This window comes from Sulfitobacter dubius (assembly GCF_027214245.1).
GTDB classification, from domain to species: Bacteria; Pseudomonadota; Alphaproteobacteria; order Rhodobacterales; family Rhodobacteraceae; genus Sulfitobacter; species Sulfitobacter dubius_A.
On sequence record NZ_JAPWHM010000015.1, the window covers coordinates 1 to 23843 of the forward strand.

Below are 23843 nucleotides of genomic sequence, written 5' to 3' on the forward strand. Positions count from 1 at the left end.
GATCTCCTTCGTGTTGAAGATCAGCAAACTACAAATCGCAGCTTACGTCAGTGTCCGATGTTCGGGGGGTAGCTCATTCTGCATAGTGGGTTGCGATCTGCATGACATGTTGCGGCGGTGTCATCTTGACCCCAATTTGTGCCGAATGCGTTCCGTCCGATCATCGCAGGGGCTTGTTGAGGCGGCGTCTCACAACAGTAGTAACCTGTTTAAGGGTGCGATTTTAAAATCAGGAAAATTGGGATGTAGCCAGACAACGCCAGTCGTTCCGGCTACATCTTTGGGGTGTACCATGCTCGGGTGCGCCCAACCTGGGAAAGGAGAAAAGCGCACGGGACCCCATAAGAAGGAACTTAGTGCCAAATTTTCTAGGCTCAAGAAGATAAGTTTGAGGCGATCTTATGGCCCCCTGCACACGTCATAAGGCCGCGCATCGGTGTCTACCTTTTTGATTTCTGTAGATGCGCTTCGCATATTGACCCCGTGATATCGGCTTGACGCAGTGCCCGGGCTCACTTCGGCTCTACTGCTCCCGAAAGGCTCGGATCATACTGTCTGTGACCGGCTTCATTAAATATTGGACGAAGGTCCGATCTTGAGTGGTAATCATGATCTCTGCAGGCATGCCCGGCGTTGGTGTAAAACCCCGAACACGATCAAGCTCTTTTGGCGGCACCGATACCCTAGCAACATAGATCTCCTGGGGAACGTCATGCGCGCGATCTAAGATCGCATCTGCCGATACATAGTACACTTGGCCTTCCAATATAGGTGTGGTGCGCTGATTTAGGGCTGTAAGGCGTACAGTCGCGGCCTGACCTTTACGGACGACATCAATTTCGGTGCGTGGGATTTGCACTTCAATAATCAGTGGCTCACCGGTGGGTAGGATCTCTAAAATGGCCTTTCCACTTTCAATAACACCTCCTGCAGTATGATAATGCATCCGCACTACAGTCCCAGATACGGGTGCAAGTATCTCAGCTCGGTGTAAAACGTTTTGGGCTTTCCGGGCTTGCTCCCGAACACTTTCGAGCTCTGATTGCACGACTTGAAGTTCATCAAGCGCTGCGCTCTGGCGTTCGTTGATGGTCTGTTCAATCTGGGATTCATAGCGCATTGAAAGCGCTTGCGTTTCGTTGATTTCAGATTGAAGACGCCCGATCTGGCCGGTAGCTTCTGCCATGGCGCGCCGCAAAGTGTTAAATTCCGTTCGACGAATAAGGCCTTTCTTCAGAAGAGTTTCTTTAGCTTCGGAATCCTCAGTCAGAATCTCAAGCTGTAATTGTGTGGCTATAAGTTGCTGCTCATAGCCATCTGCGCGCTCTTTCAACCCATTGATGCTCTGTTGTAATAGATCGACATCATTTTTCAGCTGGCGCGTTGCAGCGTTAAAAACAATCTCTTGGCTATCAAGCATTGCCGCTATGTTGAAGTCATGCCGCAGTTCTTCAAGATGTACAGGATAGTTCAGCTCATCTTTCCGATCATATTCTGCAAGAATCCGCGCTTCCATTGCTTCCAGCCGAATCTGCCGCAAGAAAAACTCCCGTTCTGTTGCCAAAGCCGCAGTTTCATCCAACAGCAGGAGAGGCTGGCCTACCTCAACATCTTCACCTTCCTCTACAAGGATTTCTTTAATGATGCCTCCTTCAAGATGCTGCACGATCTTGTTGCTACCAGTGGCAACGAAGCTGCCTTGTGAAATAACCGCAGCAGCCAATGGCGCCTTGAAGGCCCAAAGCCCAAAGCCTCCAAAAGCAAACACCAGTAGAAAAATACCAAATACAACCTGGCGTGTGATGGAGCGTGGTACCTCATCATACCACTCGGGCGGTTCCGCATAGATCGTCAGTTCACCCATTGTTTGGCCCCCCTCGTTGAGGTGCTGGCGGGTTGCCGCCATTGCTGCGCTGAGACAACTGCTGCAACACCTGCTGGCGTTCACCGAACAACGTAATATTGCCGTCGGCCAAGAGCATGATCTTATCCACTACGCTTAACAGAGACGGTTTTTGGGTAATGACCACGACCGTGATGCCTGCCTCACCCGCACGGTGAATAGCATTGGCCAAAGCGCGGTCCCCTGCGACGTCCAAGTTGGAGTTTGGCTCGTCAAGAACGAGAAAGCGTGGATTGCCGTAGAAAGCCCGAGCCAAAGCAATCCGCTGCTTCTGCCCCCCTGAAAGCGGTGCGCCATCTGCGGCTACCATCGTTTCATACCCATGGGGCAAGGAGGCAATCATGTCATGGACGTCGGCCAGAACGGCCGCACGGTGTATATCTTCATCGCGCGCATCGGTGCGCATCCGGGCAATATTGTTCTTAATTGTCCCAGGAAACAGTTGCACGTCTTGCGGAAGGTATCCGATGTTCTCCCCCAACTGTCGCGTGTCCCAGTTCCGCAAATCCATTAGATCGAGACGCACATTGCCGGAGGTGGGGAGGATCGATCCCACCAACATTTTGCCTAGCGTTGTCTTTCCCGCGCCAGAATTACCGATCACTGCCAATGAGTCACCAGGTTGCAGAGAGAAAGTCAGACCGTTGAGAACCACCTGCTTTGTGCCTGCAGGCACGTAGAGCAGCCGCTCCACATTCAAGCGTCCTTCAGGCTGTGGCAGACGCAACTTCTCAAACTTCTGTACGGTCGTCAGGAGCAGATTGGTAACTCGTTGATAGGCTGAACGAGACTGCGAGAAACCATTCCAACCTTCGATCGATCCCTCAATCGGCGCAAGAGCACGGCCCGCGATGATGGACGCCGCAATGACCATGCCGCCGGTAATTTCCCCTTGGATCGCAAGAAACGCACCCCAGCCCAACATTGCAATTTGTGTAAGCAACCGGGCCCCGCGAGATACAGCAGCCCAAATGATATTGCGATCTTGTGCGATAACCTGAGCGCGAAGAGAGTTGGCTGTATCGCGTCCCCATAAGGTGACGGCCTCAGGAACCATAGCCAGTGCATTGATAATCTGGCTGTTACGCGACATGGAATCGAGGTGCATATTGGCGCGCGCCTGCGCGACGTTGGCCTCGGCAAAAGGTTTGGACGTCGCTTTTTGGTTGATCAGTGCAATGACCATGAGTGCCACCGCGGTGGCCACTACGATCATGCCCAAATGCGGATGCACCAGAAAAATGGCCGCAATAAACAGCGGTGCAAAAGGCACGTCGAGAAAGGAGATCAGCGTGCCTGACACAAGAAAACTACGTAAAAGCTGCAAATCGCCCAAAGTCTGGTACTGACGTCCGTTATCATGCAGCGAAGAATGTGCCGCGGCACTCAATACAGGAGCACCAAGCCGTACTGCGACTTCAACCGCTGTGCGCATTAAAATGAAACGGCGCACAGCGTCGAAAATAGACTGCAAGACCACGGCACCGGCAATGACCACTGTCAGCATGATAAGTGTGTCGAGGGATCGGCTGGTGAGTACCCGATCAGAGATCTGAAAAAGGTAGATTGGGATCGACAGAACCAAGACGTTGGTTGCACAGGTCAAGATCATCACGAAGCTCATGTTCCGCCGTACGATCTGCTTGCCTTTTCTGAGCTGTGCGGCAAATTGATCGGGAGCCCCACGCTTGTGGAAGTTAGGGCTCCCTCCATTCCCTCCGTTGCCACCGCCACCGCCGCCTGTAGTCCCTCGGGGCGGTTTGTCTCCCTGGCCCGGCTTTAAAACAGGTCCGGTATCACCTTCAATTTGAATCCCTCCCAACTTGATTTTGCTCGGTTCTGCATGTTTTGCCTTTGCCTCAGTCGGCGGTTCAGCGGCGACTTTTGCTGCCGAAGCTTGCGAGGGCCGTTCTTCATATATGCCATCGGTTTGTGAGGGGGCTTGGCTTGCCGACACCTCTATGGGCTTAGGGGAACCCGGCTGAGGCTGAGGCTGAGGCTGAGGCTGAGGCTGAGGCTGAGGCTGAGGCTGAGGCTGAGGCTGAGGCTGAGGCTGAGGCTGAGGCTGAGGCTGAGGCTGAGAAAGAGACGAGGTCGCGTCTGGGGTCAAGGCTGATTTTTGTGGGGGTTCTTGCGTTGCCGTATTGTGGGCCTGAGTGGCCTCGGGTTCGGGATCGGCGCATCGCAATGCGGGTGTAAGCATCAGCTTGCCTGGCCCTTCTTGCCTCATAAGTCGTGCCGTAAAAGAACGCGGGTCCGCATTGTTTTCAAAAGGTTTATCGCTAATGGGGGGGGGCGGAAATTTATGACGGTGGTTCATGTGCGATTTACTCTCTTAGGCCAGCATCATTTGCATTAAATCAGGGGATGCTAAGCTTTCGGGTGAGGTTGGAACGATGCTAAGATCGTCCGAGGATTGGGAAGGGTCGCTGATCATACCATCAGCGAGAAATGCCACCGCTTCATTCGCGAGTGCTGGCATAAAGACCCCTGTAGGATCAGCGCTCATGTCAATTAGGTTTGCTTGATAGAGCAGGGCGTCGCTGTAGACCTCCCCTTGCACTCGGACTTCGGAATCAGCCCCATAGATATTTATCGATGCAGAATTAGCTTCGGCATTCGACCCCGCATAGAGCTTCACAGGGGACCCGGTTTGAGAGGTGAATGTGTCGAGTGCCAGATGTATCTGATCACTGTCTCCCAGCACGTTGGTTTGCTCGACCCAATTGATGGTTTTAAAATCACCTTCAATGTAGAGAACAGTCAGGATTTCATCGCCAGTGAATACACCATCGTGCGCGACAGTTTGGTCAATGGTCTGAGCGCCTTCAGCAAAGTCCTTACTCGCTGCCGCGAAGTTCTCGGTCATCGGGCTATAAGTATTGATGCCCACCGTGGAGATCGATGCTCCGTTGAACAGCAAGTTGGCACCTACAGAGGTTCCAAACGGGAGTGTCCCAACCGAGGTAATGGAATCGTGATCAAGCATCACGTTCATCTGGCTGATCTGATTGATCGTAATCAGATTGCCACCGATCATAATAAGATCGTAGCCGTATCCGATTTCGGCAAGCGCGGCCAAGTTAACAATGACGTTTTCGCCCATTCCGATATAGGTATTGGTGCCGGAGATTTTGACATCCGCACGATCGTGGTCCGTCATGAAGCTGTATTGTTGCACCCAGTTAACCGCCAGCAGGTCACCATCGATCCGTGTAACCGCCCAGTTTTTTGGCAAGCCCGAATAGGTGTCTTCGGCATTCGCGTTCGACTCGTCTAAATCATCACCCTCAACAGAGGCAGGCTGCGAGGAAATATGGGACATCATGGCGATGTTATATGTGGCTGAAAGACTGCCCTGACCGATCCCGTTAAAAATGGCATGTTCTGCGAGAACATTAGCCTGGCTGATCAGGTTCAACTCGACAACATCTCCCATGACAGAAATAACATGTGCATCGAGCCATGAGATATTCATAGCCACCTCGTTGAGCATCATGTTGCCGCCCGTCACGACCTGATATCCGTCCTCCAAACCAAAGAGTTCCTCTGCAGCGGAAGGCGGGTTCAATCCCCGAAACGGGTCTGTATCTTCGGCTTTATTGGATATTTTGAAGCTGTCGCTATGTGCAAGATCATCGCCGTTTGCAGCAGCGCTTAGTGTGGTGTCTTCGTCTTCGTTATCGTCACTCTGTAAAAGCGTCGGCAAAACATCATCAAGCAATGGTAGGGCGTCGACTGCATCACCATCGACGAACATGCCATAGGCTTCAGAGCCATGCTGCGCCGCCACTGTTTCACCAAGGCGTGATGTGGCGTCCGTTTCCCTCATGAGTTCATGCAAAGCTATGAAGAAACCATAGCCGCTTTCATTGAAATCCAGACGCATCTCTTCTGAGAGGACCCCTAAGGTTTGCGCAACCTCCTTCAAAGCATTCAGGGCATCAGTATAAATTGAAGGGTCTATGAATTCAGCATGAACGCTATTCATCCGCAGAAGATCGTTGTCCTGCATCCAAGCACTCTGCGCGCTAACCGTAACGACACTGCCCGGGGGCTCAAGCGTCAGCAATGGTCGTGCGAGCGAGGGGAAGAAGAGAGACCCTTGTTCAAAGTAAGCTTCTGAAAACGCGGTTCCTCCTGCCGGGATGTAAGGTTCCGCGAGAGGGGTCGGTCCGAGATTGGCAGACCAAACTTTATAGGGCGTATCAAAAGAAAGTGGGGTGTAGTTCAGCTTAGGGTCGAAATCATTGAGCGTGTAGCGCACACTGAAGTGAGCACTTCCTGGCTCCAGATCGTTCACTTCAGGGTTGATTTGCTTGAATTTGAATTCTGCATAGGCGTCACGCATTCGCTCTGCTTCGATCGTGGTATGGAAAATACCGATCATATGAGCGACGATTTCGGTGAATTTATCTAACATCTTGCCAGTTCCATTTCTGCCATGTGAACAGTTGCGACACTGGGCTCCTTGTTAGCGTTGCAGAATGGTGGAATGCGCAGCCACCATTTTGATTTCAAAACCGGGGCCCAGAAAATCCGGGCCCCGAAACTTCATTTAAGCCTATTAGCTATCGCCATCGTCGCCGATGTAGCTCGAGCTGAAGCCGCCGCCGACAACGGTCATATCGACAGTGTTGCCAAGTACGTTGGCACCCTGAACAATGCTCATGTTGAAGGCTGTAGTGTCGATCTGCGAGGCTGCCGAAGCAAAGGATTCACCGGTTACAAAACCATCGTCACCATTGTTCGAGCCCCACTGGCCAGCATTACCGCCAGCACCACCGGCGCCGCTATAAGCGTTGCCGCCATTGCCCCCGGTTCCGCCACCAGCTTGAACGCCGCCGACGATTGCTTGACCACCAAAGGCGTCACCAGTGTCACCGCCCCAAGCGTGGCCACCATAGCCATCACCGCCTGCACCGGCAGTGGCGGTATTGACGCCCCCATTGCCTTGAGCGTTGTTGAGTGCTGCAGACCAGCCATCTGTGTCGCCGCTGGCCCCACCAGTAGCATTTCCGCCACTGCCGTCACCGCGCCCTGTGCTTTCGGCACGGCCAACTGAATCAGCGTTACCGCCGTTTCCGCTATGACCAACACCGAGACCGATACCGCCACCGAAGCCGTCGGCCGCAGAATCCCCAGTCGAGCCACCGCCCGCAATGGGAATGCCAAAGAAGCTTCCAGCAGAGCCGCCGTCAGCGTCGCTGGAGTCTGCATTCGCACCTCCCAAGCCAACGCCGACACCGACACCCCCAGCATCGCCGGAGTTACCGCCATCCGCCTCCGAGCCCGCGCCCGACAGCCCAAGGCCGAAACCTGCACCAATTGAGGTTGCAGCACCACCATTACCACCATCAGCATCGTTGTCTGAATCGGCACCGCCCAGTCCAAGACCTATGCCAAGCGCGCCTGCGTCACCGCCCTGAGCACCTCCGCCGCCTTCAGCAGTAGATTCGCCGCCTTCGCCGCTCTGACCACCACCAGCAAGCGCTGCGCCTCCGATCCCTAGGCCACCAAGGGCTCCAGCGCCATCGGCATTACCGCCTTTGCCACTGGCGCCACCAGCCGCACCCGCAGCAATTCCATCGCCAGCCGTGGCTTCGCCACCTGTCGATACGTTGTCCTGATTGATCTCACCGTTGTTCCGAACATTGCTCAGAGTATCGTTGTCATTCAGGTTGTTGGACTGTGCGTTGACCGTCCCAGCGTCATTCCCGGCACCATTCAGTGCATCATTGAGAATGTCATCGAGGTCGAGATCATTGCCCGGGTTATAATCAATATCCCCCTTAGCCATAATGAAATCATTCGCTGAGGCGTCTTTCAGATCAATATCAGCAAAGTCATCGTCGTTGGGCATGTACCCTTCCATGTCCGCACCAACCGTGACTCCAACAGTGGTGCTGCTGTGGTTGGTCACACCAGTAACATTCTCGGTCGTACTGTCGTTGGTGGTCTTGCTGTTGTTGTTGGTATTGCTGTTGTTGTTGGTATTGCTGTCATTCGTCATTGCGTTGTCTGAATGGTTCCCATTGTGGTTCTTATTCAGACCCAGATTGGCATTCACGTTCCCGTTGCCGTTCCCGTTGTCATTGCCATTCCAGTTATCAGATGATTGGCCTTGGTATGAGGTTTGATCTTGGTCTTGATCAGAATGCTGTCCTTGACCCTGCGCTTGCAGTTCAAGCTGCGCTTGGCCTTGAGCCTGCAGCTGGTCCTGGTCTTGTTCTTGATCACCGTTGTCAATGTGAAAGATATTTACGGGGTTATGGCGATTACCTGGCATTGTAGTTCTCCTATGCGGCACATGCCGGATCGCTACTCATTTCAAAAGCGATCATTGGTCTGTGCGTTTCTGTTGGATAATGGTTCGGCCAAGCATGAACTTTAAGTCGGTCCATGCGCGGCACAGTAGTCGTTTCTGTTTTGGATGATGGTACCTCCCTTTTATTGCCTTTGCTTCAAATCGCGGAAATGACACGACCTCTGATTCGGAACCTGAGGCACTCAAAACCGCCAACGCGCTCTAAACGGGGCGCGCGTCATCACAAAAAGACGACACGGAGAAATATCTTCAAAAAATAGGAAAAAACCTATCTAACCATTGTAACTAGATGGTGCGTATTCGAATCTAAAACACTGAATAATAATGCTATTTAAGTGTTTTATGATTGCGCTTCGCAGTCTCACCAGGCATTCGAATCTGCGGGCTCTACACCTTTTGATAGGAAAGAGATTCGGAGAAAAGTCAACTCAGAGTTGAAAGACGCCATTTAGACAAAAAGATGCCCAACTTCGACGTAAATATGTTATAGTCTAGACCTAAAGGCGTATAATATTGGCACTTTTCTGACGACCTTTAGGTAACAAGTGAATTAAGCAGCCATTTACATGGCAAGCAAATCAAACTGCGGCGAGGCAGACAGGCATAGAACGTTGTAACCATTAGGAACAATGCTATGCGTGATTTTGAATATGTTAGCTCTGAGAAGATATCATGCTTTTTTATCGGTAATTCACGAGATTTTTCAAATACTTTGGTGAAGCTCGCACAGGCGAACCTCGAAGATATTGCATTCTACAGATTAGGGTCCATCGAAGCTCTTCTTGAGTTGTCGTTGGTACGACCCGACAGGGTCCGTAGTATCATTTTGAATCAGTCTATGATGGAGCCTTTAAAAGAAGAACATGCCCTTCTTATGGACCGGTTCCCAAATGCAACGATTGCCTTGGCTTACCGTCAGCCAAAATGGGCTCAGCACGTACTGACGGAGATAAGAGATAGCCCCCCGCAAGCGAACCTCGCCTTTCTGCCAATGAACCGGGACGTGGATCGTTGGTTAACGCTATTGGAGTTGCTGATTTGCGGAGAGAACTATATCCCTTCCGAGCTCTATGCATCGACACAAGCAACACAAATCACTACCGAAAAAACTAAATCCAGCTCTCAGGCAATACTGAACCCGGCAGTTCAAGAGAGACTTACCTTTCCTGACCCGGCCCTTAGGCCTGTAAAAGATGGGCTGACTTGCCGAGAGATGCAGGTTCTCACTTGCGTTGCAGAGGGCAAACAAAACAAGATTATCGCGGATCGTCTGGGCCTATCGGAGCATACGGTAAAGCTGCATATACATCACGTCATTTCAAAACTCGGCGTAAACAACCGCACAGAAGCTGCAGTCTGGTTTCTCGAGCAAGCGAAGGCAGATCTGAGGCCATAATGAGTGACGACGTGAGCCAACATCTTCAGTTTGACAATTTTCTCCTACTTGTCGGAAAGCTCAACTATACATGGACAAATACTGAGAGCCTTTTGATCCACTTCATTGCCGGATTGGCACGCGTAGACAAAGAGACTGCTACCGTCATCTTTCTAACGTTAAATACCACGCGTGCTCGGATTGACCTGGTTGAACGTTTGTCAAAACTGGACAAAACAACACGAGAGCAAAGGTCTGCGGTTTTGGATATTACCAGCCGGCTTTTAGGGCAGGCAAAGCTGCGAAACCGGTATAACCACTGCATTTATGCGTTCGATGCGGAAGGAGGAAACCCTCGCACAATCCTCATGCGCATAGCCGATCGTAAAGACACCTTAAAAATGGGCCAGTCTCATCCTCTTAATGATGCGGCTGCTGAAGATATCGAAGCAGCGATTAATGAGTTGGCGCTTATTAACCAAGCGATCTGGCAGGTCATTCAGCGCTTTGACTTCCCACGTTAGGCTTGCTCAGGCAGCGCGGACCCATGCTAACCTTATTGTTAGCTTCACAGGTAAGATTTTGATTTTAAACTAGTATCATCGACCTCATCCAACACCCAGAAGTTACGGCCTTTGGGAGTCAAGTAGGTCAATTTAAGACGGGTCAGGTCCCTAAAATGGCTTTGACCGACCAATGGTTTGATACTGGAGGACATCATGATCCCGCAGACGCCTCAGCTTCACGCAAGAGATTCCAGCGGCAGGCCCAATCCCTGTCGGCGGATCTTGGTTGCAGGAGGCGCAGGGTTTCTCGGAAGCCATTTGTGCCACACACTATTGCATGAAGAGCATATTGTCATCTGCATGGACAATTTTACGACGGGCCGAATGTCGAACATCGCGCTCATGCTAAACGATCCGAATTTTATACTGATCCAGCATGACATAACACAGCCTCTACCAAATATTGGCTTTGTTGATGAAATCTATAATCTCGCCTGTGCGGCATCTCCAGAAAAATACCAGATCGATCCCGTCCATACCTTTAAGACAAATGTTTGGGGGGCGATGCACCTGCTGGACCTTGCCGTGAAATTTAATGCGAAAATTCTGCAGTCATCCACTTCAGAAGTATACGGTGACCCAAAGATCAGCCCCCAGCCCGAAATCTACCGAGGCTGCGTTAATACGATGGGGCCGCGTTCATGTTACGATGAAGGCAAACGGGCAGCCGAGGCTCTATTTTACGACTACTACAAGACGCAGAGTGCAAGAATACGTGTAGCGCGTATATTTAATACTTATGGCCCTTCCATGTGCCCTTCCGATGGGCGGGTGATTTCAAACTTCGTAGTTCAAGCGTTATCCGGTGCTCCTCTCACTATTTATGGAGACGGCAGTCAGACGCGGTCGTTCTGCTATGTCAGCGATATGATATCGGGGCTTATGGCCCTGATGGCCGCGCCGGATACCCAAACTGGCCCCTACAACCTAGGGAACCCAGAAGAGTTTACGATAAAGGAGTTGGCCCATCAGATCATTGAGCTCCTCGGCCTCCCCCCAATGGTGCGTTATTTAGATCTTCCACAGGACGACCCCAGGCAGCGCTGTCCGGACATCACTAAAGCCAAGAGGGAGCTACACTGGTCTCCAAGCATCTCTCTAGCAGAAGGGCTGCAGCACCTAATACCTTACTTTGAAACAGAGCTTAGTCAGGGAGCAGATTTTCTGGCAGCAGAATGACCTCTTCAGCAGGCATATGTGTAACAGGTGGTGCTGGCTACATTGGAAGCCACGCTTGCTATGCGCTCGGTCGCGAAGGACGTCCTGCGCTTGTGCTCGACAATCTTTCAACCGGTTTCAGCGGCGCAGTTCGATGGGGCCCTTTGGTTAAGATTGATCTGCGCGACACCGCACGGCTTATAGAAACGCTGCGACAATATAGGATTAAAACAATCCTGCATTTTGCCGCCTCAGCTTATGTCGGTGAATCCATTCAAGATCCGATAAAGTACTATGATAACAATGTTTTGGGTATGATCTCCCTGCTGAAAGCTTGCACAGCAGCTAAGGTGCAACACTTCATTCTATCAAGCAGCTGCGCCACTTATGGTATACCACCAAACAGTCCGGTTGCCGAAACGACGCCTCAGCATCCTATTAGCCCATATGGTCAAAGCAAATTAATCTGTGAAGCGATGTTGCGTGATATTGCAGGGCAGGCGGGAATGGCCTTCGCGATCTTAAGGTACTTTAATGCCGCCGGAGCCAGCCCAAATGGGGTCTTGCGCGAAACACATGATCCTGAAACCCACCTAATTCCTCTAGCGCTTCGCGCCACCCAAGGTGCGCAACTCCCCCTATTTGGGACAGATTACGACACGCCTGACGGAACTTGCCTGCGTGATTATATTCATGTGGATGATTTGGTGCAGGGGCATCTCCTCGCCCTACAACATCTGGAAAAGTTTGGCGGCGACCTCACTTTGAACCTCGGCAGTGGGACAGGGGTGTCCAACAAGGAAGTCATCTCCATCGTAGAAGAAGTGACAGGCGCTCCAGTGAGCTTGCGCATAGCGCCCCGACGTCCAGGTGACCCACCTGCTTTAACGGCCGATATCACTCGAGCTCGTCAAATCTTAGAATTTGAGCCATCTCGTTCGGATATTTACACCATTGTGGCGGACGCTGCGCGCAGCTTTGGACTGTTAAAGGTGCAAGATGCGAAAAGCGCTTGAGCATAAGCCCAGTTACTTCCGTCAACCTCTCTTGGAAGGACCTTTGAGATGGCGTTATAGGTTGCTAGCCGTCCTGTGGCTGCTTGCCTCTGCTTTCTTTTGGCATTGGTGGCTCCAACCAGAACATTATACAATCTGGTATCTCTATATTCCTGCAACCATTTGCGTATCTTGGGTCTTCTTCGTCCAAGCTTATTTTATCTGCCTTTTTTTACGTTCACATCAAACAACAGGAACTCTAGCGCATCTTGGCGCGTGCCGCGTCGCAATGGTGGTGACAAAAGCACCTTCAGAACCTTTTGAAGTCGTAAAAACTACGCTTGAAGCCATGCTCACTCAAACAGTGGCCCATGACACTTGGTTGGCAGATGAAGACCCCGATCCGGAAACGCTGGATTGGTGCCGCGCCAGAGGTGTCCATGTGTCTACTCGCAAGGGGGTGGATGCCTATCACAATAAAAGCTGGCCTCGTCGAACCCGATGTAAGGAAGGCAACCTCGCATATTTTTATGATCATTATGGCTATGAGAGATATGATATTGTCTCCCAGCTTGATGCTGATCATGTCCCACATCCTGAATATCTACATGAGATGCTTAAGCCTTTTGCAGATCCCGAAATTGGCTATGTCAGCGCACCTAGTATTTGCTCGCGCAACGCAACCCACAGCTGGGCTGCAAGGAGCAGGCTGCATACCGAGGCCGTCTTTCATGGGGTTGTGCAGGCTGGATACGCAAATGGCTGGGCACCTATGTGCATCGGCTCACATTATGCAGTACGCACCAAAGCGCTGCGCGCGGTCGGCGGTCTTGGCCCGGAGCTTGCCGAAGATCACTCAACATCTATGATCCTCAACGCCGGCGGTTGGAGGGGCATGCACGCAATCGATGCGATCGCCGTGGGAGAAGGTCCCGGCACGATCGCTGACCTCATTGTGCAAGAGTTTCAATGGTCGCGCAGCTTAATGACTATCTTGCTGCAACATACGCCTCGCTACTTTGCGCGCCTATCCGCAAAGCAAAAATTGCAATTCGTTTTCTGCCAGCTATGGTACCCGCTCCTTGCAAGCTTTATGGCGCTGATGTTCGCACTGCCAGTAATCGCACTGGTCTTCGATGTGCGCTATGCAGACCTTACCTTTCCTGCCTTCCTACTTCACGTCTGGCCCTCTATCATTATTATGATTGCCCTTGTCTCCTGCGTACGGGCTGATGGGTTTTTCCGGCCGCACGATGCCAAAGTGCTCGGATGGGAGAAAACGCTCTTTGCGCTTATCCAATGGCCTTGGGTGATCTTGGGAAGTTTAATGGCCGTACGCGATACACTCACGGGCAGCTTTGTAGATTTTCGTGTGACACCAAAGGGCGGACAAGATGCGCAGATGTTAGGCTGGGCAGCGCTGCTCCCCTATCTCGCCCTAGCACTTATCTCCGTCTTTCCCGTGTTGCTGGTAAAACAAGCAGACGAGGCAGCTGGTTTCTATATTTTCGCTCTAATCAACGCCGCACTCTATACGGCAGTATTCATGGTGATCCTGATCAAGCACCTAAACGAGAACGAATTAAACATTGAGGGCTGCACCCGTCGAACACTCGCGCAATTTACCTGCGTGATGCTAACAGCAACATGCATCGTTTTTGCCGCGGGAGAACGCGGCAATGCTGGTCTGATTGCTCTTACTGAGATGCGCAGCACAGTCCGCATTTTCACACCCACCTATGTTGTGACTGGCGCAGGGCAGGGCGGCGGCGGCTCCCCTTATGTTATGGTCTACAATCATAGTTGGTGGTCACAATTACTCGATGCAGTTACCCTGAAAGGAGGCACGAAATGAGATCTCTTTATATGTTCACCCCCAAAGGGACATTTGCGCCGAAAGCAGTATCGCTCTTTTGCGCTCTTACTTTAGGGACCATGTTGCCCGCGCAGACCGTCCCCCCGGGGGACCTACCGTTCGGCGTTTATGACCCAAATGGCGATTTTTCCGACCTTAAAGGGGTTTCGATCGAACATCTCTTCCTTCCTTGGGAAGATGTGCTGTTGCCCAGTCTGTTCGAAGCCGAGACTTATGCTAAGGAGCGCAATCGAACTTTGCTGGTCACAATCGAACCATGGACCTGGTCGCGTGATGACCGCAATAGTCCTAGCGTATTGCGAGAAGGCATCGAAAACGGCACCTATGATGCCACTATGCAGAACGTTTGCTCCGCTTTGGGGCAGCTAGATATTCCGATGACAATCCGGTGGGCGCAAGAAATGGAAGACCCCAGCGGACAATTTATATGGTCTAACTGGGTGCCCGGAGATTATATCTCGGCGTTTCGTAGGATGAACGAAATCTGCCGAAAAAATGCACCCACAGCACGCTATATGTGGTCGCCACTTGGATATGAGAACCTTGCCGAATACTATCCGGGTGACGATGTCGTCGATGTCGTAGGGCTGTCTGTATTTAGCTTCGAGCCTTGGGAAGAAGCGGTCCTTAATCAGGCTCAATCCTTTGAGGATATTTTCGGGCCTCGCTACGAGAGAGCTGTAACCCTTGGCAAACCCATCGTGGTTGCTGAACTGGGATTTTCTGGTGATGCCGAACATGTGGCTCAATGGAATGCCGATATCCGGACAATGAGTTCACGCTACCCAGAGCTGGAAGCGGTGGTCTACTTCGCTCAAAAGGAGGTATATCCTTGGCCTGATGGCTTTGGATATCCCAACTGGCGGCAAACCGCTCACATCCTTCCTGAGACCCGCTAAGTGACCTAAGAAATACCTTTGTTGCAGATACTTCGCACGCCTGAGCGAAATATCAAAAACCTCCTGAAGGGTCATATCACTCTAATACTGCGCCCTATTCTCCACACCATTGTGTGAAGAAAAGCACATGTGTAGCTTGACCAGTAACATCATGTTTGCATAGTTGCTCCACTGTCATCGAGGCGAGCCGACATCAGAAAGGCTTGCCCGGGTCTGAGGAGAGCAGTTGTGAACAAGAATTTAGCACGCCGATTCCGGCGCGGTTTTTTTGTATATTCAGCGATGTTGCCAATTCTGTTTGGCACCAGTTTCGCCAATCAAGCGATGGCGCAATCAATTAAGACTGCATCTGCAGGTTCTGGAATGGGTAGCTACATCTGTACCCCTGCAGGCTTTGGTCAAAAATCTAAATGTTATCGCCGCTAACACGGCAATAAACTAATGACATTCGAAAATGTCCTGCTGCGTTCAAGAGAAAGACCACTTGGACGCGGGTTAGACAGTACTGCGGCGGTATCACGACAGCATCAACTCGCCGCGGCTGCACCCAATTGAGTTCTGATACGATGCTCAACCATCAAAGGACAAAAAACAGGGAGGCGCAGGCCTTGGGGGGGCGGCCCGCGCCATTTCTCAACTTAGCGGTGGGACGCCGCCAGAGAGAATATCGCGTTTATGGGTCAATCTTGTTCCCAGATGTGTTCACGTTGGTCAGACTCTCGGCCACGACATCCGCAAAAGTCGAAACCATTGCAACATAGAAATCAGCATCTGTGGGCGGTATGTTAACAAAACCTTCAGGCGCGATCGTATCACCGGTGTAGGCCGAAATTCTTACTGGAAAACTTAGTCCTGCATTCTCTCCAGTAGGGCTGGTTATATTAACAATACCCTCCAGCTCATTGAACTCTTTGCTTTCAGGAAGCATCGTCGCACCATTCAGTGCAATTTTACGGACGTCGATCCTGATCTGCGGATCGGCGCCATCGCTGCTCAATGGTACACGTTGAGCGACCTCCCCGCGCAAATCCTCTTCGATGTTGGGATAAAAATCTAACGCGTTGCTCTCAGAAGCAGTTGCGACAGTAGCCTCAACATCAATCTTAGAAATACGAAGGTCTTCTGAGGCATATGCGGCCGCGCTGAGCGCGAGAGTGCTGACACTGGCTGCAAAAACAATAGTCTTAAGCTGAGCAAACATGATGTACTCCTGAATGCAGTTTATTGCCGCAGGCCATTCCTGAGGCAATAGGTACTCATTGGGGAACCCCCAAATCCATAAGTAGTTCCCCTTAAAAAAAGGTAAGCGCATCAATTGATGCTTGCTGCCTCGTAAAGTCATAAGCTTTTAAGCATTGTCGTTAGTGATATAGTTGCTGACAACCTTTAAGATGCATCACGAAGTCATAACCGAGGGTAAGAGAAGACACGGCGGCGCGAAGAGGAAAAGCTATCGATCCTCGGTTAGATCGGCCTAATGGCACAACAGTCAGCGATGTCGCGCCAGGCCCATGGCATTACACGCCAGCATGTCTATCAGTAGCCCCAAGGTATTTCTAACTTATACACTTAAGTGCATAACCGATATATGCGCCGTGGCGCATATTGACCAAGAATGCGCTTAAGCGTATATTGCCTGCATGAATGATTTAGCGCGCACCCCAAGACAGATCGGTTCCATCATCCAGCGGGCACGCAAGAAGCGCGCTTGGTCGCAGATGAAGCTTGGCGAGCAGGCAGGCCTCCGTCAGGCGACCGTTTCGACGATAGAGAACGGAGAAAAACCCGCCAAGCTAGAAACCATCCTCGCTATCCTTGCAGCTCTCGATCTCGAACTCAGGATCGGACAGCGCTCTAAGGGCCATGGCAGGGATATCGAGGAATTGTTCTGATGGGCCGACGTCCGGCCTATGCGCCCTTGCATGTATATATGAATAATCGCTGCGTTGGAATGCTGACGCGCCAGCCGAACGGTGCCATCGAGTATGCATACGACACGGACTGGCTAGATTGGGAACATGCCATACCGCTCTCCTTGTCTCTGCCGCTGCGGGAAACGCCCTATCGCGGCGAACCCGTCTCTGCCGTCTTCGAGAACCTGCTACCTGATTCAGACAAGCTCCGACGCCTCGTCGCCGAAAGGGTCGGCGCGCGGGGGACGGACGCCTACAGCATGCTGACCAAGATCGGCCATGACTGCGTGGGGGCACTTCAATTCATTGCAGGAGAGGAGGAAGTACCTGACGCTGCCGGCAAGATCAAAGGTGAAGCGATCAATGAGGCTGCCATTGAAAAAATCCTGAACCGGTTGAGCCAAGCCCCGCTTGGCCTCACCAGCAACGACGCCTTCAGGATTTCAGTTGCGGGGGCGCAAGAAAAGACAGCCCTGCTTTGGCATGAAGGTCAGTGGATCAAACCCCACGGCACGACGCCGACCACCCACCTGATCAAGACGCAAATTGGAAAACTGCCCGAGGGTATCGACCTTTCAGATAGCGTCGAGAACGAATACTATTGCTTGAAACTCATCGCTGCATTTGGCCTGCCGGTGAATACAGCCACCATCGAAACCTTTGGCGAAACCAAGGCTCTGGTCATTGAGCGCTTTGATCGTCGCTGGACGAAAGACGGGCGATTGTTGCGTCTGCCTCAGGAAGATTGCTGTCAGGCACTCTCTATCCCACCGACGCTAAAGTACCAGAACGAGGGTGGGCCCGGCATGACCGATGTTCTGGGCTTGCTCAATGGCAGCGATACACCGATCAAGGATCAGAACATTTTCCTCAAAGCACAGCTCATCTTCTGGCTGATGGGGGCGACAGACGCTCATGCCAAAAACTTCAGCGTATTCCTAGGCCCTCGCGGCAGCTATCGCATGACCCCCCTCTATGACATCGTGACAGCGCAAGGCGCACTACACGCCGGCCAAATCGAGCGCAAACAGATGAAAATGGCGATGTCGGTTGGAAATAGCCGGCACTATCAGTTTGATCAGATTCACGGACGGCATTTTGTGCAAACGGCCATACGCGCCGGCCTCTCAAAAAAGAGGGTGGCGGACCTCATCGAGGGGATCGCGGCAAGAGCGCCCGAAGCGCTTGATACTGCCGCCCAAACCCTGCCCAAAGGCTTTCCTCAAGTCATTGTCGATATCGTAAGTAAAGCAATCCTAGAACGGCTTGATGGCCTCAGGCTGCCTAACAGTGCGTAAGGTATAAGGCCTCAAAAACCTTAGCTTATCCCTAGCATCCCGAATGTCCCCCGCCAGCTGTTTACCAACATAACGGTTCTCCCACCAGCACAGCACATCAGCCAGCCGTGTGCGCGATACCTGAACCGCGACTCTTGTCGAGCTCAGGGTAGGGGCGTCATCGCATTTCCTCCAATATCTTTTCGCGGAAGACCTCGGCTGGCGTCTTCCATCCAAGACATTTGCGCGGCGTGTTGTTGAGGCGATCACAGATCACCTTCATATCGTGATCTGTGCATTGCCGGATGTCGCGTTTGCGGGGCAACCTCCTTCGAAGGCGTCGATTTGTGTTTTCGACTGTGCCTTTCTGCCAGGGGCTGGAGGGGTCACAAAACTACGTTTGGGTTCCGATCTCGGCTTGTAGGTGGGGCCAACTGACAAACTCGGTTCCGCGATCAAAAGTGATGGACCGTCGGGCGACGAGGAGGAGGTCTTTGAGAGACTTCATTAGCGCTTCAGAACGCGCGCCATCTCGTCGACTGGGACCTTCGCGTGTCTCCAGCGTTCTATCTTGCGGCGTTCTGTGATACTCAGCTGGTCGTAAACGGTTCCCATACCGATTCCTCTCATTAGATAAACTACTGTTTTCTAACAAGAGTCGCACTTGGGGGTAGCGCGCGCCCCAGCTACAGAAAGATCGCTTATAGTATGAATTATGTGATAATACTACAGCGGGGCCGTTGCCGAAGTCATCCCAGCTCCGCCAGTTTCCGCGGCGATCCGCAGGCTATACCCAATGGGTTTAGTAAGGTAGCCCGCAAAGGCCACTGTCACATGCATGCCTATGACACCGTGTCGGCCGCACGCAGCGGCACCGCCCGGTATCTGACATTCTACAAAATAAGGAGACCACATTCATTCCTGGACGAGCGAACGCCCGATCAGGCATATCATATCAAACCGCAACCAATCCCGGTCGCGGCGTAGCCTAGCAAAAAATGCACTTAAGAAACGGCTCGAAACTGTTCTGGCAAGCAGAGCCACCTCTCCCCGATGAACGGCCGGCCGTCCGTGCCGCAGCGCAACACCCAGATTGCCTTCAAAAGTATCCGCGAAGCCGACAACTTGCATTATTAAACTTTGTTTATTATGAGCATTCTCAAAGAATGTAAGAGGGGCAAATGCATCAACCTATAGACTCCGATACCTCGTTCTTCTTACTTCTCGATATCGGTCGTTTGATCCGCGCAGAGTTTGAGTACAAGGTGAACGATGCGGCGCTAGGCATTACTCCAGGCGAGGCACGAACATTGGCGAATATTGCTCGCTTCGGGCCTCTGAGTCAGAACGAATTAGCCGACATAAGTGGCTTTGGTGCGATGAGCGTTACCAGGGTGCTGGGAAATCTTGAAAAAGCAGGGTTGGTATGTCGAAGCATAAACCCAAATGACCGTCGCGTCAGAATGGTTCAAGTAACTGAAAAGGCTACGCCACTTCTATCTGAGTTAGCGAGCATTGGGGATGAGGTAAGAACCATCACACGCTGGGGTATGTCTACCAAAAACTGGCGCGCCTTTGAGAGCATGTTGAAAATATCACGCGATAACCACCTAACAGCTTATCGCGCAAGACGTACAGCGGAAATAGAGCCAGATTGAATAAAGATTACCGTTGCAGTTCCATCGCGGAGCCGCTTTCACTTGGAGTGAACGGACTGCCGTAATGTATGCTTATCATCAACCGTTTGGGGAAAAAGCATATATAATTCGTCTTTCTGACGGGTCATCCATGAAGATCGGTTTACTTACGCGTTAACCGCCCCGGTTTTGTGCGTTAGTACTCCCGGGGTGGCCGATCCAAAACGACCACGCGCGGCGAAAGGAGACAGCCAGCTCGGCCTACTCAGAACCCGGAAAAGACCATATCGAGCGCACCGCGAATCTCATAGTCAGATGCGGAAAGATCGGCGATGGGAGGACCTTTGAGCAAGGCAGAGGGGACCGCCGCCATCTCGGCAGTGTGCAGGGCATAGGCATCGCCGTAAATTTCGAACACCGGCTCCAGACGTCCTATGACGCCCGGCCCGCCTGCAATTAGGATCAAAGGAGCGACGACACGGGAACCGGTGTCGATAAGATCCGTCTGGAGGTCGAGCACAAACCGCCCGCCAGATACTTGGTAGACTTGGAACTGCGCCATCAGCCGAGCCGCATCACCTGCAAGTCCGCCAACGGCATCCCATTGGCCTCAATCCAAGCGCGGCGCTCTGAGATTGCCGCCGCATTGTCTGACGCCCAAGCCGCGGCCCGTGCTGCACGCACCGCTTCTCCGACGGCAGCATCGCTGATCGCGGAGACATTCAAGCCCAGCTCCCGGGCAGCAGCAAGATTTTCTACTGTCAGGGTGATGTTTGTGCGCTGCTTTTCAGCTGTCGTCTGCATATCGCTCTCCTGCGTCACATGAAGGATACACATAAATGGTGTGTAATGCAATGGGACTGGGGTCACCTCCATACTGGCGCGAATGCCCCGGCTGGCTGCATAAGGGACGCTTTCCGCGCCCTATCTCTGAAATTCGTTAGGCGCATCGGCCCGCGCGCTGCTGATGTTGCACGTTATCGGGGGTTACTGGGTGGGGGGAGGGAACTCATGGAAAACCCAATACAAGCCCATGCACAGTAGAATATCCATTTGTTTTAAGCCCCACTCCAAGCTTTAGATGTGGTAGGCTCGTCCTTAATGCGGCAACCTGTCGAAGGTGATATGGCAAAGACCCCCTCCAAAACCGACTCAGCACCACTGCCTTCCCACGAGGTATTGCCGGTGCGCGCGTATTTGGACGTAAACGAGGTTGATCTCGAAACCCAGAAAATGAACGAGATAGCACAACTGGTCCGCTTGCCAGATAGTCTGTCGAAAACAGAGCAAAACACCCGGCTCGCCAGGGCTCTTGATCTCTATGAAAGCCTAGCCCCTACTGACGGACTCGAAGGCATGCTTGCAGCGCAGATGGTTGGTACGCATCACGCGGCGCTTGAATGCCTTCGCATGGCAGCAGTTCCGGGGCAGACATTCGCTTCACGTGACATGAATCTAAAGCATGCTCAGAAGCTCATGGCGCTTTACACCCAGCAGATGGCGGCATTGAACAAACATCGTAGCAAAGGCCAGCAGAAGGTCACTGTTGAGCATGTCAATGTTCACGCAGGCGGCCAAGCTGTTGTCGGCAATGTGGAGATGGGAAAGCGCAATGAAAAACCTGTAAGTAAGACGGGCGCCATCAAGAATGCGCAGAACGTCTCAACTTCCACCGCCAAGCAGCAGCGAAATCCGACCAGAAGTAAGCGGCGAGATTAGGCGGCGATGACGCACCAACGGAATACACGCCCCATGCGAGCAAGCCCGCGCTGCGGTGCCAAGACCCGCAAGGGAACTCCTTGTCAGGCCCCTGCCCTTTCCGGAAAGACCCGCTGCCGCATGCACGGTGGCGCAACAGGCTCCGGCGCCCCGAAAGGCAATCAGAACGCGCTGAAACATGGTCTTCATACCAAGGAGGCACTGGCGCTCAGAAAGCATGTGCGAGAATTACTGCGGAACGGCAAAGAGCTTATCGAAAAATTCTAACGGTGTCGCACTTCGGGACCATTAAAGCGGCATTAGATACGGTCACCCTCCAGACCTTACCCCGGCCCTTCCGCGCCGTTTAGGTTCTTTGAGAGCAAATTAACGGAGCGGTCAGGGAAACTCGCGTCAAGCACTCGCCGACCTTCTTGCGACGCGCCATTTGAAGATCATGTGCAGGAGAAGGCCAAACGCCGCCCCAATGGCAACGCCTAGCAAATCTGCGAGTACGTGCGCCGTCTCGCTATGATGCCCGACGTAGGGCTGAATGACTTCTATCAAGCCCCCATAAACTGCAGCGGCAAACACAACCCGAAGAAGCCCTTTTGGATAGAGAGCCGCACACGGCGCACTTAGGATCGGGAAGGCCAATACATGATGGGTCTTATCAGTTCCTGGAACACCCAATGGAGCGCTGAGGGGAATAAGAGTTAGCGCGCCGATACAAAGCGCCAGGCCAATTGTGAGCCATATCGCAATCGCTCGACGGCGTTTTCTGCTTAAAGCAACCGCGCGAAACGTAGACATAGCCTATCGTTTCGGGGGGTGAATGCGAATGCCAGGACCGTCGTCGGGCGTGCCGATGAATTCAATACCAGCAGCTTCGAGTACCGACTTCACAGCTAGCAATGAGCTCTTTCTTATTTTTAGCTCACCGCCCTCAGTCTCTGCAGTCTGAATGGTTCTTAATGACAGACCAGCGTTCTCTCCGAGTTGAGAGGCTGACCAACCAAGCGCGCCCCTCGCGCTTCGTATCTGGGAAGCAATAATCACTTTCACCTCAAGATATATCTTGCGCATTTTACGCAATATGATACTTTTTTCGCATGTTAGATCGAATCCAACACAACTGGCGGCAAGAATTCAAGCGCCTTGAAGGTGCGTATGCGCCCTCGACCATGCGCGCCTATTACGCAGATATCGAGACATACACCCGCTGGTGCGCACAAACCGAACGGGCGCCCTTTCCTGGCAACGTGGATACAGTCTGAGCATTTCTAGTAGATCAGGGGCCAGAGTTTACTCCCTCGACAGTCCGTCGGCGCATATACGCCATTCGAAAGGTTCACCAGCTGTTGTGTCTGCCCGATCCAACGCATGACGAGGACATCAACCTTACCTTTCGCCGCATCCGCCGCAGCAAAACGTCGCGGCCGCGGCAGGCGAAGGGAATGACGAAGGATTATCTTGGTCAGTTCCTTGCTGTTCAACCAGACACCCCTTGGGGCTTAAGAAACAGAGCCATGCTTTCACTGGGCTATGACCTTCTTGCTCGGCGGTCCGAGTTGGTTGCCCTCACTGTCAACGACGTTGAGTTCCTTGGTGATGGAACGCTGCGTGTTCTGATCCGACGCAGCAAAGCAGACCCTGAGGCCTATGGCCGGATCGCGTTCACGTCAAAACGAACGGGGCAACTTATAACCGATTGGCTTGATTGGCGAAGCCAAGATTTTCAGCCTTTGTTCAACCCGATCTACCACGGTCATGTAGTGGATCGCCACTTAAGCGATACGTCCGTAAAGCATCTTATTAAGTCAGCCGCTAAGGTTGCTGGCCTGGATCCATGCGAAGCGAACGATTTTAGCGGGCATTCGATGCGCGTTGGCGCAGCGCAAGATTTGTTAAAAGCAGGTCACGATACCGCTGCGATCATGCGTGCAGGAGGTTGGAAGTCAATTAACGTCCTCACTCGGTATTTAGAGAACGCGGAGTGTAACGTCTGGCTATAGCTTCTAGCTCGACAAACTAAGCGTTGACCGAATTACCAAGTTTATAACTGATGCTTGAAATGTGCCGTGAGGCAGCCGCTTTCGATAGTTTTGAGTGACCCACTTCTACAAGATCGCTCATGACCTGCTCCCCTTAGAGTCCGCGTTCTTTAGTTCGCTCTGTTCAGGGTTTGGTCCTCTACTGACCTTTGGTGATACTCCCA

At 52.3% G+C, this 23843-nt stretch carries 20 protein-coding genes; 13 read left to right on the forward strand and 7 right to left on the reverse strand.

Annotation, left to right across the window (positions count from 1 at the left end; genetic code table 11):
* Positions 1-523 precede the first annotated feature (523 nt).
* The 4 genes from O4H31_RS19055 to O4H31_RS19070 form a co-directional block, all read right to left on the reverse strand.
* Positions 524-1864, reverse strand: a complete 1341-nt coding sequence (locus O4H31_RS19055; RefSeq protein ID WP_269348110.1) for an HlyD family type I secretion periplasmic adaptor subunit — start codon at positions 1862-1864, stop codon at positions 524-526.
* Positions 1857-3860 carry a type I secretion system permease/ATPase gene (locus O4H31_RS19060; protein ID WP_269348111.1) on the reverse strand — a complete coding sequence of 668 codons (2004 nt, stop codon included), beginning with the start codon at positions 3858-3860 and terminating at the stop codon, positions 1857-1859. The genes O4H31_RS19055 and O4H31_RS19060 overlap by 8 nt, the downstream gene beginning before the upstream one ends.
* A gap of 378 nt (positions 3861-4238) precedes the next feature.
* Positions 4239-6326 carry a type I secretion protein ATPase gene (locus O4H31_RS19065; protein ID WP_269348112.1) on the reverse strand — a complete coding sequence of 696 codons (2088 nt, stop codon included), beginning with the start codon at positions 6324-6326 and terminating at the stop codon, positions 4239-4241.
* A 144-nt stretch (positions 6327-6470) separates the two neighbouring features.
* Positions 6471-8192, reverse strand: a complete 1722-nt coding sequence (locus tag O4H31_RS19070; protein WP_269348113.1) for a hypothetical protein — start codon at positions 8190-8192, stop codon at positions 6471-6473.
* Positions 8193-8865: 673 nt separating this feature from the next.
* On the opposite strand from O4H31_RS19070, the gene O4H31_RS19075 reads away from it, so the two are divergent.
* The 7 genes from O4H31_RS19075 (at position 8866) to O4H31_RS19105 (ending at position 15526) form a co-directional block, all read left to right on the forward strand.
* Positions 8866-9627 (forward strand): response regulator transcription factor, encoded by a 762-nt coding sequence (locus O4H31_RS19075; RefSeq protein WP_269348114.1) that lies wholly within the window; start codon positions 8866-8868, stop codon positions 9625-9627.
* A gap of 11 nt (positions 9628-9638) precedes the next feature.
* Positions 9639-10130, forward strand: coding sequence for a hypothetical protein (locus O4H31_RS19080; protein ID WP_331283707.1), 492 nt, complete (start codon positions 9639-9641; stop codon positions 10128-10130).
* Positions 10131-10325: 195 nt separating this feature from the next.
* The gene (locus O4H31_RS19085) at positions 10326-11351 is read left to right on the forward strand and encodes a UDP-glucuronic acid decarboxylase family protein (RefSeq protein WP_269348116.1); all 1026 of its coding nucleotides are present in this window, start codon (positions 10326-10328) and stop codon (positions 11349-11351) included.
* On the forward strand, positions 11348-12346 hold the full coding sequence (gene galE, locus O4H31_RS19090; protein WP_269348117.1) for a UDP-glucose 4-epimerase GalE: 999 nt from the start codon (positions 11348-11350) through the stop codon (positions 12344-12346). The genes O4H31_RS19085 and galE overlap by 4 nt, the downstream gene beginning before the upstream one ends.
* Positions 12330-14180, forward strand: a complete 1851-nt coding sequence (locus O4H31_RS19095; RefSeq protein WP_269348118.1) for a glycosyltransferase family 2 protein — start codon at positions 12330-12332, stop codon at positions 14178-14180. The genes galE and O4H31_RS19095 overlap by 17 nt, the downstream gene beginning before the upstream one ends.
* Positions 14177-15100: a glycoside hydrolase family 26 protein gene (locus O4H31_RS19100; RefSeq protein ID WP_269348119.1), complete on the forward strand. Its 924-nt coding sequence runs from the start codon at positions 14177-14179 to the stop codon at positions 15098-15100. The genes O4H31_RS19095 and O4H31_RS19100 overlap by 4 nt, the downstream gene beginning before the upstream one ends.
* A gap of 228 nt (positions 15101-15328) precedes the next feature.
* Complete coding sequence (locus O4H31_RS19105; protein WP_269348120.1) at positions 15329-15526, forward strand: hypothetical protein; 198 nt, start codon at positions 15329-15331, stop codon at positions 15524-15526.
* Positions 15527-15773: 247 nt separating this feature from the next.
* Here the strand turns inward: O4H31_RS19105 and O4H31_RS19110 are convergent, their stop codons facing one another.
* Complete coding sequence (locus tag O4H31_RS19110; RefSeq protein WP_269348121.1) at positions 15774-16301, reverse strand: hypothetical protein; 528 nt, start codon at positions 16299-16301, stop codon at positions 15774-15776.
* Between the two features lie 439 nt (positions 16302-16740).
* Between O4H31_RS19110 and O4H31_RS19115 the strand changes: the two genes are divergently transcribed.
* The 3 genes from O4H31_RS19115 to O4H31_RS19135 all read left to right on the forward strand — a co-directional run bounded on the left by O4H31_RS19115 (position 16741) and on the right by O4H31_RS19135 (position 19948).
* Positions 16741-16992, forward strand: a complete 252-nt coding sequence (locus tag O4H31_RS19115) for a helix-turn-helix domain-containing protein (RefSeq protein WP_260013010.1) — start codon at positions 16741-16743, stop codon at positions 16990-16992.
* On the forward strand, positions 16992-18311 hold the full coding sequence (locus O4H31_RS19120) for a type II toxin-antitoxin system HipA family toxin (RefSeq protein WP_269348122.1): 1320 nt from the start codon (positions 16992-16994) through the stop codon (positions 18309-18311). The genes O4H31_RS19115 and O4H31_RS19120 overlap by 1 nt, the downstream gene beginning before the upstream one ends.
* Before the next feature lie 1160 nt (positions 18312-19471).
* Positions 19472-19948, forward strand: coding sequence for a MarR family winged helix-turn-helix transcriptional regulator (locus tag O4H31_RS19135; RefSeq protein ID WP_269348123.1), 477 nt, complete (start codon positions 19472-19474; stop codon positions 19946-19948).
* 244 nt (positions 19949-20192) lie between these two features.
* Here the strand turns inward: O4H31_RS19135 and O4H31_RS19140 are convergent, their stop codons facing one another.
* Together O4H31_RS19140 and O4H31_RS19145 are read right to left on the reverse strand one after the other, a co-directional pair.
* On the reverse strand, positions 20193-20489 hold the full coding sequence (locus O4H31_RS19140) for a CcdB family protein (RefSeq protein WP_269348124.1): 297 nt from the start codon (positions 20487-20489) through the stop codon (positions 20193-20195).
* Positions 20489-20731, reverse strand: coding sequence for a type II toxin-antitoxin system CcdA family antitoxin (locus O4H31_RS19145; protein ID WP_269348125.1), 243 nt, complete (start codon positions 20729-20731; stop codon positions 20489-20491). The genes O4H31_RS19140 and O4H31_RS19145 overlap by 1 nt, the downstream gene beginning before the upstream one ends.
* A gap of 321 nt (positions 20732-21052) precedes the next feature.
* Between O4H31_RS19145 and O4H31_RS19150 the strand changes: the two genes are divergently transcribed.
* From O4H31_RS19150 to O4H31_RS19160, 3 genes are all read left to right on the forward strand, one after another.
* Positions 21053-21646, forward strand: a complete 594-nt coding sequence (locus O4H31_RS19150) for a hypothetical protein (RefSeq protein WP_269348126.1) — start codon at positions 21053-21055, stop codon at positions 21644-21646.
* Positions 21647-21679: 33 nt separating this feature from the next.
* Positions 21680-21913, forward strand: a complete 234-nt coding sequence (locus O4H31_RS19155) for an HGGxSTG domain-containing protein (RefSeq protein ID WP_269348127.1) — start codon at positions 21680-21682, stop codon at positions 21911-21913.
* A 1169-nt stretch (positions 21914-23082) separates the two neighbouring features.
* The gene (locus O4H31_RS19160; RefSeq protein ID WP_269348128.1) at positions 23083-23640 is read left to right on the forward strand and encodes a tyrosine-type recombinase/integrase; all 558 of its coding nucleotides are present in this window, start codon (positions 23083-23085) and stop codon (positions 23638-23640) included.
* Positions 23641-23843 lie beyond the last annotated feature (203 nt).

Excerpts from the sequence above, each read along its gene's own strand:
- O4H31_RS19055 (WP_269348110.1), bottom strand. The coding sequence starts at position 1,864 with ATGGGTGAACTGACGATCTATGCGGAACCGCCCGAGTGGTATGATGAG.
- O4H31_RS19065 (WP_269348112.1), bottom strand. The coding sequence starts at position 6,326 with ATGTTAGATAAATTCACCGAAATCGTCGCTCATATGATCGGTATTTTC.
- O4H31_RS19070 (WP_269348113.1), bottom strand. The coding sequence starts at position 8,192 with ATGCCAGGTAATCGCCATAACCCCGTAAATATCTTTCACATTGACAAC.
- O4H31_RS19075 (WP_269348114.1), top strand. The coding sequence starts at position 8,866 with ATGCGTGATTTTGAATATGTTAGCTCTGAGAAGATATCATGCTTTTTT.
- O4H31_RS19085 (WP_269348116.1), top strand. The coding sequence starts at position 10,326 with ATGATCCCGCAGACGCCTCAGCTTCACGCAAGAGATTCCAGCGGCAGG.
- galE (WP_269348117.1), top strand. The coding sequence starts at position 11,348 with ATGACCTCTTCAGCAGGCATATGTGTAACAGGTGGTGCTGGCTACATT.
- O4H31_RS19095 (WP_269348118.1), top strand. The coding sequence starts at position 12,330 with ATGCGAAAAGCGCTTGAGCATAAGCCCAGTTACTTCCGTCAACCTCTC.
- O4H31_RS19100 (WP_269348119.1), top strand. The coding sequence starts at position 14,177 with ATGAGATCTCTTTATATGTTCACCCCCAAAGGGACATTTGCGCCGAAA.
- O4H31_RS19110 (WP_269348121.1), bottom strand. The coding sequence starts at position 16,301 with ATGTTTGCTCAGCTTAAGACTATTGTTTTTGCAGCCAGTGTCAGCACT.
- O4H31_RS19115 (WP_260013010.1), top strand. The coding sequence starts at position 16,741 with ATGAATGATTTAGCGCGCACCCCAAGACAGATCGGTTCCATCATCCAG.
- O4H31_RS19120 (WP_269348122.1), top strand. The coding sequence starts at position 16,992 with ATGGGCCGACGTCCGGCCTATGCGCCCTTGCATGTATATATGAATAAT.
- O4H31_RS19135 (WP_269348123.1), top strand. The coding sequence starts at position 19,472 with ATGCATCAACCTATAGACTCCGATACCTCGTTCTTCTTACTTCTCGAT.
- O4H31_RS19140 (WP_269348124.1), bottom strand. The coding sequence starts at position 20,489 with ATGGCGCAGTTCCAAGTCTACCAAGTATCTGGCGGGCGGTTTGTGCTC.
- O4H31_RS19145 (WP_269348125.1), bottom strand. The coding sequence starts at position 20,731 with ATGCAGACGACAGCTGAAAAGCAGCGCACAAACATCACCCTGACAGTA.
- O4H31_RS19150 (WP_269348126.1), top strand. The coding sequence starts at position 21,053 with ATGGCAAAGACCCCCTCCAAAACCGACTCAGCACCACTGCCTTCCCAC.
- O4H31_RS19155 (WP_269348127.1), top strand. The coding sequence starts at position 21,680 with ATGCGAGCAAGCCCGCGCTGCGGTGCCAAGACCCGCAAGGGAACTCCT.
- O4H31_RS19160 (WP_269348128.1), top strand. The coding sequence starts at position 23,083 with ATGACGAAGGATTATCTTGGTCAGTTCCTTGCTGTTCAACCAGACACC.